This window comes from Dactylosporangium thailandense, from assembly GCF_059739745.1.
This window is the reverse complement of the sequence record NZ_AP029195.1, coordinates 1,210,763-1,229,490: the sequence shown is the minus strand read 5'-3', so window position 1 is coordinate 1,229,490 and position 18,728 is coordinate 1,210,763. Positions and strand designations below refer to the sequence as shown.

Genomic DNA, 18,728 nt, shown 5'->3' with positions numbered 1-18,728 from the left:
ACGCCTGACAGACCAGCCTGATGGCCGCGGACCCGAGCCACGATGACCAGCCCGAAGTCGGCGTCCACGACCTCGGCGATCTCGATGCCGTCCAGATGAGGAAGTAGCTGTCCGACAACATCGCGCATCCGGACAACGATTCATCGTCCAGCATCCATCGCACAGTTCGCGCCAGAGCCGACTCACGCCGCCAGATGTCGGTGGGCCGGGCACCACTGGGATCGCGCCCCAGCCCCATGCTCGACCTGCGCCGCAGTGAAACGCCATGATTTGCGCCGAATGCCGGGATCAGCGGATCGGCGTCCTGGCGCCGATGCTCGCCCGACCGGTGGAGACGGCACGGCATTGCTCCGATCTCGTCCAGCGGGTTGATCGGGGAGTGACACCGCACCTACTACACTCACGGACCTGGTCACCTACAGTGTGTCTCCGCCGAGAAGGGTGCTCTGCTGATGCAGGAGGGTCGTTGGACGACGGTCACCCCCTCGCAGTTCACCCATGAACGGGAGGCTCTGGCCCACGTCCAGCAGCTCCTGCCGGACGCGGAACCCTACCGGGCCTGGTCGAACTTCACGTTCACGGCCGACACCGGGCACGTATACGAGGTTGATCTTCTCGTCGCCACGCCGAGCGGGCTCTACCTGATCGAGATCAAGAGTCTCCGTGGCCGGTTGACCAATAGCGGCTCCAACTGGCTGCTCGGCGGTGGTGAGGGCACCCGTACGTTCGACAACCCGCTGCACCTGGCTGACGCCAAGGCCAAGCGCCTGCGTTCGCTCCTGGACAGGGCTGCGGGCACCAACGTCAAGGTGCCGTTCATCCAGGCCGCGGTGTTCCTGTCCGTGCCGAGTCTGCAGGTCGCCCTCTCCGACAACCAGCTGCATTGGGTGTACGGGCCGGAGGGTCCGACCCAGCACCAACTGCCGCATATCGGCTCGGGCCTGTTGCTGCGTCCGCCGATGGACGAGTACCGGCGGGTCACGCCGACCATCTCGAAGGCACTGCCTGAGCTGCTCAAGAAGGTCGGCATCGCCCGCAGCCGCAAGCACTACCAGATCGGCGCGTGGCAGCTCGCTGCGAAGCCGATCGACCAAGGCCCGACCTGGCAGGACCACCTCGCCCGGCACAACCAGCTCGACAAGGAACACCGGCGGATCCGGATCTACCTGGTCGAGCGCAACGCCGTGCAGTCTGAGCGGGCCAGCATCGACCGGGCCGCGAAACGGGAGATGCTCGCGCTGCACGGCATCAACCATCCCGGCATCGTGCAGGTCGACGCACTCGAACAGCACGAGGCGGGCCCGGCGCTGGTGTTCCGCTACGACCCGCGGTCGCTGCGGCTGGACCACTACATGGCGCAGTACGGCGCCAAGCTCGACGTCGCGACCCGGGTCGGCATGGTGCGCCAGCTCAGCGAGGCACTGGCCTACGCTCACGGCCGTCACCTGCATCACCGCGCCCTGTCTGCGCGCAGCGTGCTGGTCACGCCCGGGCAACGGCGGCGGGGCACCGAGGAAGAGGCGTGGCTGCGCCCGCAGCTGCAGATCAGCGACTGGCAAACCGCGAGCCGCAGCACCGACTCCAACGCCGGCTCATCCGCGCCCAACCCGCTGCTGGTCTCCCCCACCGCGCACGTCAACGCGCACATCGAGCAGTCCGCGCAGGGGTACCTCGCGCCGGAGATCGCGGCGCCGGAGGCTGATCCGGTGGCGCTGGACGTCTTCGGGCTCGGCACGGTGGCGTACCTGCTGCTGGCGGGGAAGCCACCCGCGGGCACCCGTGCGGAGCTGCTGGCCCGGCTCGCCAGCGACAACGGCCTGCGCCCCTCGGCTGACGCCGACTCCGTCTCGGAGTTCATGGACGAGGTGGTACAGGCCGCCACGGCGCCGCAGCCAGCGCAGCGCCTGGCCACGGTCGCAGAGTTCCTCGAGATGCTGGAACTCGTCGAGGACGAGCTGACCGCACCCGAGCCACCGGCCGTCTCAGTGTCGATCCATCCACCGGTCGAGCCGGCCGACGAGGCCGACCTGCTCGAGGCCCGCGGCGGCGACGTGTTCGGCGAGTGGCGGATCGAGCGACGCCTGGGGACCGGTTCGACGAGCCGGGCGTTCCTGGCCCGTAACCTCGGCTCGACCGCCGAGACGTTGGTGGTCTTGAAGGTGGCGCTGTCCGACGAGAAGGCCACCCGTCTGGACCACGAGGCCGCGGTCCTGCGGGGGCTTGTCGACTCCCGCATCATCCGCCTGGCCCGCCAGGAGCCGGTCCCGCTCGGGCGACGAACCGTCCTCGTGCTGGAACATGCCGGGGACCTCACCGTCGCCCGCAAACTCCGCGAAGACGGCCGGCTCACCGTCGACGAGCTGGAGACGTTCAGCGACTACTTGTTCGGCGCGGTCGACTTCCTCGACGGCGAGGGCGTCTACCACCGCGACATCAAGCCGGACAACATCGCGATCCGGGTCCGGCCCAACCGCACCCGCCAGCTCGTCCTGTTCGACTTCTCGCTCGCCGCCATCGACGTCAAACAGACCACGGCGGGCACCCCCCGCTATCTGGACCCGTTCATCGGTACGGTGCACCGCCCGGTGTACGACGCGCACGCGGAACGCTTCGCGGTCGCGGTCACCCTCCACGAGATGGCCTCGGGCGAACTGCCGGTGTGGGGGGACGGCGTCACCGAGCCGCAGTTCACCGAAGGCCCGGTCACCCTCGCCAGCGAGGCGTTCGACCCGGCGATCCGGGACGGGTTGGTCGAGTTCTTCAACCGTGCGCTAGACCGGGACGCCAAGCGGCGGTTCGAGACGCTGAAAGAGATGCGCGACGCCTGGCTGCAGGTGTTCCGCAAAGCCGACGCTGCCGTCCCGGTCGGCTCGGCCCACCCGGAGACCGACGACACCGTCGACCTCGAGATCCTGGCCAGCACCCGGGACGCGTCCGCGGCCGCCGCCACCCGGGCAACATCGCTGGAAGCGGCCGGTCTCAGCCCACGGGCGATCTCGGCTGCGCACCGGCTGGACGCCACGACGGTCGGGCAACTGCTCGGCCTCGCCGGCAAGGTCCTGTTCAACCTTCCCGGCATGGGCGCCAAGACCCGCCAGGAGCTGCAGCGGCGGATCAAGGAATGGCGGACCCGGCTCGGCGAGCAGGAACCGACGCCGCAGGACTCCACCGAACGCAAGGCCGCCAAGCACGAGGCCACCGCCGGCGGTGCGACCGAGGCCCAGCTCGCCCGGGTCGGGCTCGACACGATCGCCGCGCTGCTGCTCCCGCCGGTACCGAAGACTGGAAAGCCCACGACGGAGGCCGAGGCGATCCGGCTGCTGCTGGGCCTCCCCGATGCCCCAGGGGTGTTGCCGACGCTGCCGGCGTGGCCGCAACAACCGCTGGTCGCCAAGCATGTACAGGTCACGCCCGGCCGGATCGCCCAGATCCTGATCAAACAGCGGAAGCGTTGGCTCGCCGAACCGGTGGTCACCGACGTGCGCGCCGAACTGCTCGGCATCCTCACCGACAACGGCCGCGTCATGGGCGTCACCGAACTGGCAGCCGTGCTGCTGAGCCGCCGCGGATCGGCCCGCACCGGCGACGAACTACGGCTTGCGCTGGCCGCCGCGGCCGTCCGCGGTGCCGTCGAGATCGACACGATCGTCGACGAACCCCGCCTGAAGACCCGCCGCCACGGCGACACCCTGCTCGTCGCGCTGGAGGTCGGCGCCGACGAGAGCCCCGACACCCCGTCCGCGCCGGCCCTGCTCGACTACGCCGACGCGCTCGGCACCGTCGCCGACCGGCTGGCCGGCCTCGAGGTGCTACCCAGCCCCGCCACCGTGCTGCGGGAACTCGCAGCCGTCACACCACCGGCCGGCGCCGCGCCGGACGAGCGGCGCCTCGTCCAACTCGCCGCAGTGGCGTCCAAGGACGCCGCAGCGAGCCCACGCCTAGAGATCTACTCCAAGACGCTCGACCCGGTCCGCGCGCTGCGCCTGGCACAGGCCGGTGTCGTACCGCCACCCCTCAACGACCTGCCCGTCGGGCTGAAACCGGCGCAGATCCAGCAGCGAGTGTCCGCCCGCTTCCCCGACCTGCCACCCCTTCCACCACACCCGAAGCTCGACACGCTGCTCGCGGACGCCGGCTTCCAGCTCCAGTGGCGCGACGGGCAATACGTGCCGCCACGCTCCGCAGCCTCCTCGTCCGCGTCCGTGGTCAACCGCCGCCACTCGACACGCCTCACCGGCGCGCACTGGACCGTCGTGGACTCCCCCGAGCTCGCCGCGGCCCTGCGCACCGAGGAACGGCTCCACGGCGCCCGTGACAGCGTGTTCCGCGCGCTCACCGTCCGGTTCGACCGCGCGGACGCCGCGCAACGCGACCTGACCGGCCGGTTCGGCGCCCGCCCGGTCAACGTGGCAGCGCTGTTCATCACCTCGCTGCGGGAACTCGTCACCGCCAAACCGAAGCCCACCTGGGAGACCGTGTTGCGTGCCGACACGGCCCCGCCGGGTTCACGCGACGCCATCAAGCTTTCCGAGTACGTGAAGAGCGCCTGGACCGCCGTCCGGCCGCGCCTCTTCGAACAGCTCGGCCCGGACCAGCCTGTGCTGCTGCACGACGCCGCCCTGCTGGCCCGGTACGGCGCGATGGACCTCCTGCACGAGCTGACTACGCGGGTCGACGCCGGCGCCGGAGCGGTTTGGCTGCTCTGCCCGGTCGAAGACCCGGGTGCCCTGCCGCGCCTCGACGGCACCGTCGTGCCGGTCGCGGACAACCAGTGGATCCCGCTGCCCGACGCCTGGGTGGCCAACGAACACCGAAGTGGAGCACAAGCGTCGTGATCGACCGTCAACGGCTGCTCGCCGACCTCAAGAAGCAGGTCAAGCTCCTGGAGACCGACCTGCGGGCGCAGGTGACGGCCGTGCCGATGGTCTTCGAGCGCCTCGACGCCGAGTACAAGAGGGCCTTCAAGCTGCGTCGGACTGCGGCGACCTGGGCGGCGTGGCGGGACGAACGGGTCACGCAGGCTGCCGCCGCCTGGGTCCTCGGCACGGTATTCGTGCGGTTCTGCGAGGACAATGGCCTACTGGAGCAGGCGTACCTGGCCGGACCGACTCTCGAGCGGATGACCCACGCCGAAGAGGCGCAGGAGGACTTCTTCCGCCTCAAGCCCGCTGAGACCGACCGGGGCTGGATCCTGGAGGCGTTCGACGCGATCGGCTCGACGCAGGCCGGACGGCTGCTGTTCGACCAGCAGCACAACGCGGCGTACCAGATCCCAGTGTCTGCGGACGCGGCGAAGGCGTTCATCGGCTTTTGGCGGCGTCGCGGCGAAGACGGCGTTTTGATCCACGACTTCACCGACCCGGATTGGGATACCCGCTTCCTCGGCGACCTGTATCAAGATCTTTCGGAGTCCGCCCGGAAGACATACGCGCTGCTACAGACGCCGGAGTTCGTCGAGGAGTTCATCCTCGACCTGACGCTTACACCGGCGATCGAGGAGTTCGGCTACGACGTAGTCAAGATGATCGACCCCACGTGCGGATCGGGTCACTTCCTGCTCGGCGCCTTCCACCGGCTTCTAAAAGAGTGGGAGCGGTCCGGTAAGGAGCCATATGAGCGGGTGCGGCTGGCCCTGGAAGCGGTCCACGGCGTGGACATCAATCCGTTTGCTGTTGCTATCGCGCGTTTCCGGCTCGCCGTGGCAGCCTTGCGGGCTGGAGGCTTCCACACCTTGACGGCAGCATCTGGCCACAATTTTCCTATTCGTGTGGCAGTCGGCGACTCCCTGATCAAATTTCACCAGCTGAGCATGTTCGAGGGAGAGCTCGGAGACTTCGAGTACAGAACAGAGGACCTAAGCAGCTTTCCTGGAATTCTCGAGGAGGGCACATACCATGCCGTGGTCGGAAATCCGCCATATATCAATGTAGATGATCCGAACCTAAATACCCTATATCGGTCCATGTACACTGCATGCACTGGCGGATACGCGCTTACCGTCCCCTTCGCGCAGCGCTTTTTCGGTCTAGCCATTCGCAGAGAATCAGGAACGGCGGGATCTGGATTCGTCGGACAAATCACCGGAAACGCCTTTATGAAGCGCGAATTCGGCCAAAAACTGATTCTGGACTTCTTCAAGAAGTCCGTTACATTTACTCACGTTATCGACACTTCCGGCGCATTCATTCCGGGACACGGCACTCCAACAGTAATACTGATTGGACGGCCCGACCGTGGGTCAGGAAACCCGTCAGTCCGAGTAGTGCGAAGCGTGCAGGGCGAACCACTTGAACCGAAAAAACCAGATGATGGCCTCGTATGGACGGCGATCCGCTCTCAGATCAACACCCCGGGAAGTACCTCCAACTGGGTAAGCGTGGGCGATCTGGATAGGACCCGTTACCTTGATAGATTCCCATGGCTTCTTCGTGACGGGGGACTCGAGATTGTAGAGGAACTTGATCGAGCGTCTTCGAAACCCCTCGAAGCGGTCGTTGCCTCTATTGGACGCACCACGTCAAGCGGCGAGGATAGCGTATATCTACTGGAGGATCCACAAACGGCACGCCGATACGGCGACGGGCACCGAAGCCGAGAACTCGTAGTCGGCGACGCGGTCCGCGACTTTACGGTTCGCGAATTTACCACTATACGGAACCCCTACGCCGATACCAGCAACTCGGAACCAGTAGACGCCGATGATCACCTAATTTCGAGAACCTTTTGGCCATATAGAACAGCCCTAGGCAGGCGGGTAATATTCGGAAGGTCCATCTACGACCAGGGCAAGCCGTGGTATGTCCATCTAGAGAATTATCCAAGCAAGCTTAGCGCCGCCCTGGGCATAGCCTTCTCATTCGTCGCAACACATAACCACTTCGTCCTGGATCGCCACGGCCGCCTATTCAATCGAACCGCACCGGTGATCAAGTTGCCAAACGAGGCCAGCGAGGAGGAGCACCTTCGACTGCTGGGAGTGCTCAATAGTTCCACCGCATGCTTCTGGCTCAAGCAGGTGAGCCACGACAAAGGCAGCCAAGGTGTCAACGAAGGCTTCAAAAGCCAGGAATGGGAACGTTTCTACGAATTCACCGGGACCAAGCTGCAAGAGTTCCCGCTGCCCGCTAGATGCCCGGCACACCCAGCGACGCAACTGGACTCCCTAGCGCAGCACCTGTCGACAGTAAGCCCGTTCGCGGTCGCGTCGTTCAACGTGCCAACAGGACAAAGGCTTGCCGACGCCAGAGAAGATTGGCACTCAACTCGCGCACGAATGATCGCTCTGCAGGAGGAGTTGGACTGGCAAGTCTACTCGCTCTACGGGCTACTCGATGACCTTCGCGCGCCGGAGGGGTCGGTGCCGGAGCTACGACTCGGCGAACGGGCATTCGAGATCGTCGTTGCTCGCCGGATGGCTGCTGGCGAGACCGAAACCCAGTGGTTTGTCCGGCATGGTTCTACGCCGATCACTGAGATGCCTGAACACTGGTCGCCGGAGTACAAGGCCGTCGTTGAGCGCCGGATCGCAGTGATCGAGTCGAACCGAAGCATCGGGTCGATCGAGCGGCCAGAATGCAAGCGCCGCTGGTCAACCGAGGGCTGGGACGCCATGCAGGAAAAGGCGCTACGGAACTGGCTGCTCGACCGATGCGAGACGCGCGAGCTCTGGTTCCATGCGGTCGATGGTATGGAGCAGCCGCGTCCACTGACCGCGAATCAGCTCGCTGACGAACTGCGCCGCGACGCCGACGTGCTCTCCGTCACCGAACTCTACGCACCGGGCAAGGACCTCGCGAAGGTCGTCGCCGAACTGATCGCTGATGAGCACGTCCCCTACCTGGCAGCGCTTCGGTACAAGGACAGCGGTCTGGACAAGCGGGCCGACTGGGAGGCGGCCTGGGAGTTGCAGCGTGCCGAGGATGCCGCCCTGGACGAGCCGACGAAGAGAAAGATCCGGGATACGATTCCGATGCCGCCGAAGTACGGCTCGGGGGACTTCCTGAAGGCCAGCTATTGGCGCAAGCGGGGCAAGCTGGACGTACCGAAGGAACGGTTCATCTCCTATCCCTTGGCAAGTCCGGACGGTGACACTTCGCTGCTGCTCGGCTGGGCGGGGTGGGACCGGCGCGAGCAGGCCCAGGCGCTCGCCACGCTGGTCGTGGAGCGGGAGCAGGCCGAGGCGTGGTCTGCGGATCGGTTGACGCCTTTGTTGGCCGGTCTGCGTGAGGTGCTTCCGTGGGTGCGGCAGTGGCACGGCGACTTCGACCCGCTCTTCGGCGGCTCCCCCGCTGAACTCTATGAAGGGTTCCTGTCCGAGGTCACGGGCCGGCTGCACGTCACCGACCAGGCGATGACCGGCTGGCGTCCGCCGAAGGCCACCCGTGGCCGACGGCCGGTGAGTGCCACGTGAGTTCGGTGTTGACGATGGTTCCTGACGTGTCGTGATCTTCTCGATACGATGGCGCGGCAGCCGGGTCGTTTATCGACGGTGACCGGCACGCTACGGTGACGACCATGGCGCCGACACCCTTGCCGCTGCTCCGTGAGCTGATCAGTATTCCGGAGCGGTCCAGCCAGAGCGACTTCGTGCTCAAGCTCGTGGAGGGTGTGACCGATCCGCGAGAGACGCTGCGGGAGTATGTGATCACCGATCGTCTGGTCGATAACTTCGACCAGGCGCTCAACCTGATCGCCGGTGCGCTCAGCGGCGGGTCGAAGGCAGCGTATCTGCACGGCTCGTTCGGTGCCGGTAAGTCGCACTTCATGGCGGTGCTGCACGCGTTGCTGCGGGGTGAGCAGGTCGCGCGGGAGCGGGACGAGTTCGCGCGGCTGCTCGGCAAGCACGACGAGTGGCTGTCGGGGAAGAACTTCCTGCTCGTGCCGTTCCATCTGATCGGCGCCAAGTCGCTGGAGCAGAAGGTCCTCGGTGGCTATGTCGAGCACATCCGGCGGCTGCACCCCGACGCGCCGATTCCGGCCGTGCATCGGACCGACGCGCTGCTGGACAGTGCGCGGTACCAGCGCAAGACGATGGGTGATGCGGCGTTCATCGGCGGGCTGCCGGGTAGCGACGACGAGTGGGGCGACGAGGAGGCCTGGACGCCGCAGCGGCTCGACGCGGCGTTCGCCGCACCGGCCGACGACGAGGACCGCCAGAAGCTGGTCAACGACCTGCTGCTGACCTGGAACCAGGGGTTCTTCACCAACGCGCAGGAGGATGCGGAGGGGTTCGTCTCCCTGGACCGCGGCCTCACCGAGATCAGCCGGCACGCCAAGAGCCTGAAGTACGACGGTCTCGTGCTGTTCTTGGACGAGCTGATCCTGTGGCTGGCCAACTCGATCGCGGACGAGAAGTTCGTCGCGCGGGAGATCCAGAAGATCACAAACTTCGTCGAGGGCGGCGATACCCGGCGGCCCATCCCGATCGTCAGCTTCATCGCCCGGCAGCGTGACCTGCGGGAGCTGGTCGGCACCGATGTGACCGGCGCGACCGAGCTCGGGTTCATGGACACGTTGAACCTGGCCAGCGGCCGGTTCGAGGTGATCACGCTCGAGGACCGCAACCTGCCAGCCATCGCCCGGCAGCGTCTGCTCAAGCCGGTGTCTGTCGAGGCGGGTCAGCAGATCGCCGACGCGTTCGAGCGCACCACGAAGGAGGTGCGCCGCGACGTCTTCGACACGCTCATGGGCGCTGACGGCGCGGACATCGCCTCGTTCCGTGCCACGTATCCGTTCAGCCCGGCGTTCATCAGCACCCTGGTGCACGTGTCCAGCGCGCTGCAGCGGTCCCGGACCGCGTTGAAGCTCATGCGGGACCTCCTCGTCGAGCGTCGTGACGACCTGCGGCTGGGGCAGTTGGTGCCGCTCGGTGACCTGTACGAGGTGATCAGCCGGGGCGGGGACCAGCCGTTCACGGAGAAACTGAAGATCGAGTTCGAGACGGCGCAGCGGCTGTACCAGGGGCGGCTCCGCCCGTACCTGTTGAGCGTTTACGGCATCGGTGAGGACGATGTGGAGCGGGTCCGCCGCGGCGCGGACGTGCCGGCGGACCTCGCCGGCCGGGTCCGGGTGTTCACCGGCGACGACCGGATCATCAAGACGCTGCTGCTGTCGGCGTTGGCGCCGACCGTGCCGGCGCTGCGGAACCTGACCGCGCGGCGGCTGTCGGCGCTGAACCACGGCAGTATCACCAGTCCGATTCCGGGTGGTGAGGTCGGCCAGGTCATGCGCAAGATCGACGACTGGGCGGGCCAGTTCGGGGAGATCAAGAAACTGGGCATCGAAGACCCGGTCGTGTCGCTGGAACTCGTCGGCGTCGACGTGGACAGCGTGCTGCAGTCCGCGCACCACTTCGACAACCTGGGCAACCGGCGTTCGATGGTGAAGCGGCTGCTCTGGGACGAGCTCGGCATCACCGAGTCCGGTCAGTACGTCGATACGGCGGACCTGACGTGGCGCGGCAGCCGCCGCCAACTTGAGGTGATCTTCGGTAACGTCCGCGACGAGAACAACATTCGCGACGATGCCTTCCATCCGCTGGACCCCATCGCGTGGCGGCTGGTGGTCGACTACCCGTTCGATGAGGGCAACCACAGCCCGGCCGACGACCGCGACCGCGTGCACCGCCTCGGTGAACGCATCGCACCGCGCACCGTGTGCTGGATCCCGGCCGCGTTCACCGCCGACCGTCTCAACGACCTGGGCCGGCTGGTCATCATCGACGCGGTGCTCAGCGGCCAGCGGTTCGACAGCCACGCCCAGCATCTGAGCAAGGACGACCGGCGGCGGGCGTTCGACACCCTGCGCAGCCAGCGGGACGCGCTGATGAGCCGGATGCGGACGCTGCTGCGGCAGGCGTACGGGTTGGCGGCGAAGCAGTCGGGTGACGTCGTCACCTCGTACCAGGATCATGTCCTGGCATTGGCCGCCGGGCTGACGCCGACGCTGCCGGTCGGTGCGGCGTTCAAGCAGGCCCTGCATGCGCTGGCCGACCAGATGCTGGCCAACCAGTTCCCGGCGCATCCGGACTTCGACCCGGACCGCAACGGCACCGTCGTCAAGCCGGCCGACCTGAAGCTGGTGCTCGAGGTCGTGCGCCAGGCGATCGACACCCCCGACGGCCGGGTCGAGGTGGAGCGCAAGGATCGCCTCACCGTCCGGCGGATCGCGAACCCTCTGCGGCTGGGTGAGATGCACGAGTCGGCGTTCGTGCTGGGACGGCACTGGGTGCAGCACTTCCACCAGAAGGCGGCGCAGGAAGGCATCAGCGACGACCTGAACGTGAAGGACCTTCTGCGCTGGCTGGACGAGCCGCAGCCCTACGGCCTGGACCGTCACGTCGCCGGTCTGGTCCTGATGTGTTTTGCGGAGCAGACCGACCGGGCGTGGCTGCAGCAGGGCGGTGTGCTCAACCCGCCGCCGGACCTGACGACCATCCGCGAGCACTACACGTTGCGAGAACAGGCGCTGCCGTCGGAGGAGCACTGGCAGACGGCGGTCCGCCGGTCGATGGACCTGTTCGGGGTGACGACGCCCGGGCCGCGGCGCGGCCGGCTGGTGGCGCTGCTCGTGCGTGACATCTCGACTGAGGCTGCCCGGCACCGCGACAGCGCCCATCGGCTGCTGCGCCAGCTGCAGAACCACGCCGAGCAGCTCGACCTCTCCCCCGACAGCGGACGGCTGCACACCGCTCAGGCCGCCGCCGATCTGCTCGACGGGCTGCACTCCCGGGCAAGCACCGTCGACGTCATCAAGCACCTGGCGACAGCGGACCTCGGCGGACCGGCGGACCGGTGCGGTGCGAGCATCAAGTCCGCCGCCACGAACGCCCAGGCCCTCGAGCAGATGGACTGGAACTCACTGGACCTCGTCGTGCGGCTCCCGGCGCCGTTCGACCGCGAGGGCGCCGACATCCTGGAAGAACTCCGAACGGTCGCGCGCACAGACGAGCTGACCACGAAGGTGAAGCTGACACCGGCGCTCACGGCCGCCAGGTCCAAGGCGTCGGCACTGCTGAAGCGGGCCATCATCAAGCCGCCGCAGGGCGGTGGCCGGCAGGATCTCGTCAAACAAGAGGACGTGGTCGACCTGCCGGACGTCACCACCCATCCGGAGGTCACGGCAGCCAACCTGGCGGAGGTCGTCGAAGCACTGCGCGCGGCCGTCACCGCGAAGCCGGGCAAGCGATTCACAGTTTCCTGGCGGGAAGTCGGATGACCGCTCCCGACGCCACGCGATCCCGCGTCATACGCATCACGCCGGCGGCACTGACCCGCAAGATAGAGCAACAACTCGCCCGCCACCGGTGGGCTGCGGACGGGCCCGCCCCGGTGATCCTGCTCCGCGCGGAACCGCAGTGGGCCACCGAGCCGACCTTGACGCTCACGGACGGAACCCCGATCCGGGTCACCACGGCGGTCTCCGCGCTCGCGGTGTGGGACCACCTCGTCGGACACCGCACCGGCGCCGCACCCGAACCGCTGGTGGTCCTGACCGACCTGACCGACACCGAACTCGGCCCCGGCGTCCTCAGCGACGTGTTCCGGAACAAGGTCATCACCATCGAACCCTGGTCATTGATCGCGGACTGCTTCGGCGCCCAACGGGTCGATCCACGGCTGGCGCAGCAGCGGTGGGCCGGCACGGCGCTGATCGACGCGATGCCGAGCACCGGATGGCCGAAGCTGTCCGGCACCGTGCTCACCCGCGATGTGGCGCTCAGCTGCCTCGCCGCGGCACGGCTCGGCCTCAACGCCACGAGCGGTGACGCCGAAAACCTCGACGGTGCCGCGCTGCTGCGGTGGACCCTGCGGCCTGAAGCCAACGCCGCGCTGACCGACCTGCCGGCCGACGAACGCGCCGGCCTGCAGCAGTGGCTGGTGGAACGCACCGGCACATCGGCGCGTCCCGTCTTTGCCCTGATCAAGGCCGGACGGGTCGGGGACACCCTCCCGCTGGGGCTGGTGTGCGCGGTGCTCTGGTCCAACGACAGCGCTGAGGCTGCCCGCGCCAAGGGCCGGGTCGACCAGTACCTCAACGACGCCGCACTCGGTGACCAGGAACTGGACGCGCTCGGCCGGACGGCCGAACAGGTCGTCGCCGAAATGCTAGTGGAGTCCGGACGCGACGGTGTGCACGGTGCCGCCGTCGGGCTGCACCTGCGGCAGGTGCTCGACCGGGCAGAAGAGCTCGTCATCCAGCTCGGCGCCCAGACCGCCGCCGCATCCAGTCCGATCCTGCGGTCCGGCTTCGACCACCTGGTCGGGACCGTCGCCGGCGCACTGCACGGCACGCTCGCCAAGCCCGGACCGCCGTCGTTGCCGGCGCTCGAAGCCGCGGTCGACGCGCTCGGCAGGCACCATCTGGCAGCCGCGCAGCGGCAGCGGGTCGAACGGGCCCGGATGGCGCTGCGCCTGACCCGTTGGCTGGCGCTGGGCGATCAGACGCCGCCGCAGGGCGTCGGGGAAGCGATCGACCAGCAGGTCACCCAGTGGGGCTGGGTGGACTGGGCGCTCACCCACGTCTGGGCGGGCGAGGAGGCGCACCCGGTGCTGCAGGCAGCGTACCGGGGTCTCTATCAGCAGGTGGCGGCCCGCAGGCGCGCACTCGATGAGGCGTTCGCCAGCCGGTTGGCGACGTGGACCGCCGCAGGGGGACCGCTGTCCGGGCCGACCCTCGTCGTGGAGAAGGTCCTCGAACGGGTGGTCGCGCCGCTGATCCGCGATGCCGGACCGCCGGTGCTGCTCGTCATCCTCGACGGCATGAGCACCGCCGTCGCCGCCGAACTGGCCCAGGACCTCACCGACCACGGCCTCGTCGAGTTCGACCCGCTGTCCGGCGCCGACAAGGCCGCTCAGCCCCGGCGTCGCGGCGTCGTGGCCGCGTTGCCCACGCTCACCACGGTATCCCGGGCGTCGCTGTTCAGCGGCAAATTACGCAGCGGCGGCCAGGACGACGAGCGCACCGCCTTCGAGTCACATCCGCTGTGGGCCGGCCGACCGGCACGGCTCTTCCACAAGGGATCGCTGCACGGCGGGGCCGGTGAGGTCCTGGGTGCGGAGCTGGTGCAGGCGCTCGGAGATGCGCAGATGGTCGTCGCCGTCGTCATCAACACCGTCGACGACGCGCTCGACCGGGGCCGCGAGTCCGCCGACGCATCGTGGCGGCTCGACAACCTCGGCCCGCTGCGGGTGCTGCTCGACCATGCCCGAAGCGCGGGCCGTGCGGTGATCCTGACCAGCGACCACGGTCACGTGCTGCACCGTGACGGCATACACCGCTCCGTCGACGCGGCCGAATCCGGGCGCCATCGACGTCCCGGCTCGATACCGGTCGGCGCCGGTGAGGTGCTGCTGTCCGGCCCCCGGGTCGTCGCCGATGAGCACCGCATCGTCGCGCTCTGGGACCCGGATCTGCGGTACGGGCCGAAGAACGCCGGCTACCACGGCGGTGCGGCCCTCGCGGAGGTCGCCATTCCGCTGCTGGCGTTCCTGTCCCGCGGCGCCGAGGTCCCAGCGGGCTGGGGGGCGTTGTCCGACCAACGCCCGGCCTGGTGGGAACCGGTCACCCCGGCCACCTCGGCAGCGCCTGTCGCGACGATCGCGCCGGCTGTTCCCCCGCGGAAAGGTACCCGTCGTCCGGTACCGCAAGGGCAGGAAGCGCTCGACATCGTGCTCGAAGCGCCGGTCGCGGACGTGCCCGCGCCCGGGCTGCTCGACGCGTTGTTCGCCAGCGAGATGTTCGAGGCGCAGCAGGCGTCCACCGCGCGACGGATGCCGAAACCGAAGATCAGAGCCGCCCTCGACGCGCTCCTCGCGGCCAACAACACGCTGCCGTTGCCGGTCTTCGCGCAGCGCGCCGGTGAAGTGCCGGCACGGGCCAACGGGTTCGCCACCACCCTGGCCCGCATCCTCAACGTCGACAACTTCGAGGTGCTGCAACTGATCGACGGCGGGCAGACCGTCCGGCTCAACGTCGCGCTGCTGCGCGCCCAGTTCGGCCTCCCGGACGACGTGCGATGACCGCCGCGGTGAGCGCCGCGCGGCGCCGGCAGGTCATCGACGCGCTGCGGCGGGGCGCCGTCCCCGAAACCGGGCTCGACCTGCTCGCCGTCGGCCTAGACCGCTTCTCCGGCAGCGTCGAGGAGGATCTCGACGTGGTCGCCGGTGGTGGTGCGGTCTTCAAGGCCGTCCGCGGCGAGTACGGCGCCGGCAAGACCTTCTTCGCCCGCTGGCTCGCCGACCGGGCACGAAGAGCGAACTTCGCCACCGCCGAGGTGCAGATCTCCGAGACGGAAACCCCGCTGCACAAGCTGGAAACCGTGTACCGGCGGCTCACGGAACGCCTGACCACATCAGCGTTCCCGCCGAGCGCGCTGCGGCCCGTGGTCGACTCGTGGTTCTACGCCCTCGAAGAAGACGCCGTCGCCGCCGGCACGCCCGCCGACGACGCCGCAGCACTGGAACACGCCGTCGCTGACCTGCTGCAGCAACGCCTCACCGAAGTGGGCCGGACCGCGCCGACCTTCGCGGCCGCCCTCGCCGCCTACCGGGCCGCCACGATCGGCTGCGACCCGACCACCGCAGCCGCGATCCTCGCCTGGCTCGGCGGGCAACCGCACGTCGCCGCCGCGGCCCGCCGCATCGCCGGCGTCCGCGGCGACCTCGACCACTTCGGCGCGCTCGGCTTCCTCCAAGGGCTCCTGACCGTACTGCGAGATTCCGGCCACCCCGGTCTCCTGCTCGTCCTCGACGAGGTCGAAACGCTGCAACGCGTCCGGTCCGACGCCCGCGACAAAGCCCTCAACGCCCTGCGGCAGCTCATCGACGAGGTCTACTCGGGTCGCTTCCCCGGCCTGTACCTAGTCATCACCGGCACACCACCGTTCTTCGACGGCCAGCAGGGCGCCCAGCGGCTCGCCCCACTCGCCCAACGGCTCGCCACCGACTTCCCCGCCGATCCCCGCTGGGACAACCCGCGAGCGGTCCAGATCAGGCTGCCCGGCTTCACCATCGACGCGCTGGCCGACCTCGGCACCAAGGTCCGCGACCTCTTCGCCGCCGGCACCACCGACCCGGCCCGCATCGCCACCACCGTCGACGATCGCTACCTTCACGACCTGGCCAACGCCGTCGCCGGCAGGCTCGGCGGAAAGGTCGGCATCGCACCCCGGCTGTTCCTGAAGAAGCTCGTCGCCGGCGTCCTCGACCCCATCGACCTCCACACGGATTTCGACCCCCGCCAGCACTACGCCCTGACCGTGACCGACACCGAAATGTCCGACGTGGAACGCAACGCGGCCAACGCCGACGACATCGACCTCGAGGTACCGTGAGCCTGGAGGCGCTGCACCCGTCCATCCAGCATCACGTCGCCAACACGCTGGGCTGGTCGGCACTGCGACCGTTGCAGGAGGCCGCAGTCGCCCCGCTGATGGCCGGCGACGACGCCTTGCTCCTGGCCCCGACGGCCGGCGGGAAGACCGAGGCCGCCGCCCTGCCGCTGCTGTCACGGATGGCCGCCGAGCACTGGCGCGGACCGTCGCTGATCTACCTGTGCCCGCTGAAAGCGCTGCTGAACAACCTCCTGCCGCGCCTAGAGCAGTACGCCGGCTGGATCGGACACACCGTCGCCCTCTGGCACGGCGACGTCAACACGGCACAGCGCCGGCAGATCCTGCGCAACCGGCCCGACATCCTGCTCACCACACCCGAATCCCTGGAAGCCATGCTGGTCAGCGTCAACGTCGACCACGCGTCGTTCCTCGGCGGCATACAAGCCGTCGTCGTCGACGAGGTGCACGCGTTCGCCGACGACGATCGCGGCTGGCACCTCCTCGCCGTTCTGGAGCGGTTGAGCCGGGTCGCCGGGCGTCCGATCCAACGGGTCGGGCTCTCCGCCACCGTCGGCAATCCCGACGAGCTGCTGCACTGGCTGCAAGGCGCCCAACGGGGGCGACGACCCGGGTCGGTCATCGCGCCCGACCTCCCCACGCCCGTCGTCCTCGGCGGCAGCGTTCCTCCCGGCGACATCGAACTGGACTACGTCGGCTCCGTACCGAACGCCGCCACCGTCATCGCTGCCCTCCACGCCGGGGAAAAGCGGCTCGTCTTCTGCGACTCCCGCCAGCTCGTCGAGGAGCTCGGCGCGGCGCTCCGCGACCGGGGCGTCACCACGTTCGTGTCACACGCCTCCCTCTCCATCGACGAACGCCGCCGCGCCGAGGAGGCGTTCGCTGAGGCGCGTGACTGCGTCATCGTCTCCACCAGCACACTGGAACTCGGCATCGACGTCGGCGACCTCGACCGCGTACTGCAGATCAACGCGCCACGCACCGTCGCGTCCTTCCTGCAACGCCTCGGACGCAGCGGACGACGGCCCGGCAGCGCACGCAACTGCCTCTTCCTCGCCCTCGACGAGCCGGGCCTGCTGCAGGCCGCGGGGCTGCTGAACCTCTGGGGCAGCGGATGGGTCGAGCCCGTCACGCCACCGCCCGAGCCGAGACACATCGTCGCGCAACAACTCCTCGCGCTGTGCCTGCAGGAACAACAGGTCGGCGAGAACCTCTGGCCAGCCGCCTGGAACGGGCTACCACCGTTCGACAAGACCGCCGAGGTCATCCAGCGCTACCTGCTCGAACAGGGCTACCTGGACCTGGACGGGGGCATGCTCCACATCGGCCCAGCCGCGGAGCTGCGCTTCGGCCGACGCCACTTCATGGACATGACCGCAGTCTTCACCGCACCGCCACAGTTCACTGTCCTGAACGGACGCACCGAGATCGGCCGGACCGACCCAGCGCTGCTCACCGAAGAGGTCCGCGGGCCACGGCTCCTCCTGCTCGCCGGACGCAGCTGGCGGGTCACCTACGTCGACTGGGTCCGGCGACGCTGCTTCGTCGAACCCGCCGACAGCGGCGGGAAGGCACGCTGGAACACCGGTGGTGGCGTCGCCGGGCTCGGCTTCGACCTGGTCCGAGCCATGCGGGGCGTGCTCCTCGGCGCCGACCCGCCCGTACGGCTGACCCGCCGGGCTCGCAGCCGCCTCGAAGAGACCCGGCTGCGCCTGTCTTCGCTCGCGCATCCAGGTGGCACGGTCGTGCACCGCAACCGGGGACAGCTGCGCTGGTGGACCTGGGCTGGCTACCGCGCGAACGCCACCCTCGCCACCACACTCAGCGAACTGGTGGACCCCGCCGGATACTTCGACGACCAGCACATCCGGCTGCGTACAGACCTCACCCCGGACGACTGGCGCTCGGCCGTCTCGGACGCCGCCCAACGGCTCTGCCTGCCGGACGTCGACCCGAAGGCACTCGTAGGCCTCAAATTCAACGCGGCCCTACCGGAACGGCTGGCCATAGCTACCTTGTCCGCGCGTCTGGCCGACCTACCGGCGGCTGCGGATGTGCTCAAAGAGCGAGCGGTCTTCGTCGTATCGGACGACAATTGACCAATCGTGCCGCCGCATCCCGAGCAGCGGAAACTAAATTAGTCCCCCGGGGAATACCGGCAACGACGCCGTTCTCAACACGTTGCTGCTCCGGCTGCATACGGAACCGGTTACCGGCGCGGCGGCACGCTCAGCCTACAGCTCATGGACCTCGACGCCGAACGACGTGTCCTTGTCGCCGACTGATCGACCACCCCGCAATGACCGAGACCATGCCAGAGCCGTTCGTTTGACAGACCGGCTTTCGAACCTCCCGCAGCCGTCCTCTGCGACAGCGA

At 68.3% G+C, this 18,728-nt stretch carries 6 protein-coding genes; all 6 read left to right on the top strand.

What is annotated here, in order from left to right:
- The first annotated feature begins 452 nt into the window (after window positions 1–452).
- The 6 genes from pglW (at window position 453) to AC6JBM_RS05165 (ending at window position 18,450) form a co-directional block, all read left to right on the top strand.
- Window positions 453–4,835 (top strand): BREX system serine/threonine kinase PglW, encoded by a 4,383-nt coding sequence (pglW, locus tag AC6JBM_RS05190; RefSeq protein WP_497982483.1) that lies wholly within the window; start codon window positions 453–455, stop codon window positions 4,833–4,835.
- On the top strand, window positions 4,832–8,410 hold the full coding sequence (gene pglX, locus AC6JBM_RS05185; RefSeq protein ID WP_497982482.1) for a BREX-2 system adenine-specific DNA-methyltransferase PglX: 3,579 nt from the start codon (window positions 4,832–4,834) through the stop codon (window positions 8,408–8,410). The genes pglW and pglX overlap by 4 nt, the downstream gene beginning before the upstream one ends.
- A gap of 104 nt (window positions 8,411–8,514) precedes the next feature.
- Window positions 8,515–12,216 (top strand): DUF6079 family protein, encoded by a 3,702-nt coding sequence (locus AC6JBM_RS05180; protein WP_497982481.1) that lies wholly within the window; start codon window positions 8,515–8,517, stop codon window positions 12,214–12,216.
- Window positions 12,213–15,020 (top strand): BREX-2 system phosphatase PglZ, encoded by a 2,808-nt coding sequence (gene pglZ, locus AC6JBM_RS05175; RefSeq protein WP_497982480.1) that lies wholly within the window; start codon window positions 12,213–12,215, stop codon window positions 15,018–15,020. Before AC6JBM_RS05180 ends, pglZ begins: the two co-directional genes overlap by 4 nt.
- A complete protein-coding gene (gene brxD, locus AC6JBM_RS05170; RefSeq protein WP_497982479.1) occupies window positions 15,017–16,333 on the top strand; it encodes a BREX system ATP-binding protein BrxD in 1,317 nt (438 codons plus the stop codon). Before pglZ ends, brxD begins: the two co-directional genes overlap by 4 nt.
- A complete protein-coding gene (locus tag AC6JBM_RS05165; RefSeq protein WP_497982478.1) occupies window positions 16,330–18,450 on the top strand; it encodes a DEAD/DEAH box helicase in 2,121 nt (706 codons plus the stop codon). Before brxD ends, AC6JBM_RS05165 begins: the two co-directional genes overlap by 4 nt.
- Window positions 18,451–18,728: the final 278 nt, after the last annotated feature.

Bases quoted from the DNA above. Each gene is read 5' to 3' on its own strand.
- pglW (WP_497982483.1), top strand. From the start codon at position 453: ATGCAGGAGGGTCGTTGGACGACGGTCACCCCCTCGCAGTTCACCCAT.
- AC6JBM_RS05180 (WP_497982481.1), top strand. From the start codon at position 8,515: ATGGCGCCGACACCCTTGCCGCTGCTCCGTGAGCTGATCAGTATTCCG.
- pglZ (WP_497982480.1), top strand. From the start codon at position 12,213: ATGACCGCTCCCGACGCCACGCGATCCCGCGTCATACGCATCACGCCG.
- brxD (WP_497982479.1), top strand. From the start codon at position 15,017: ATGACCGCCGCGGTGAGCGCCGCGCGGCGCCGGCAGGTCATCGACGCG.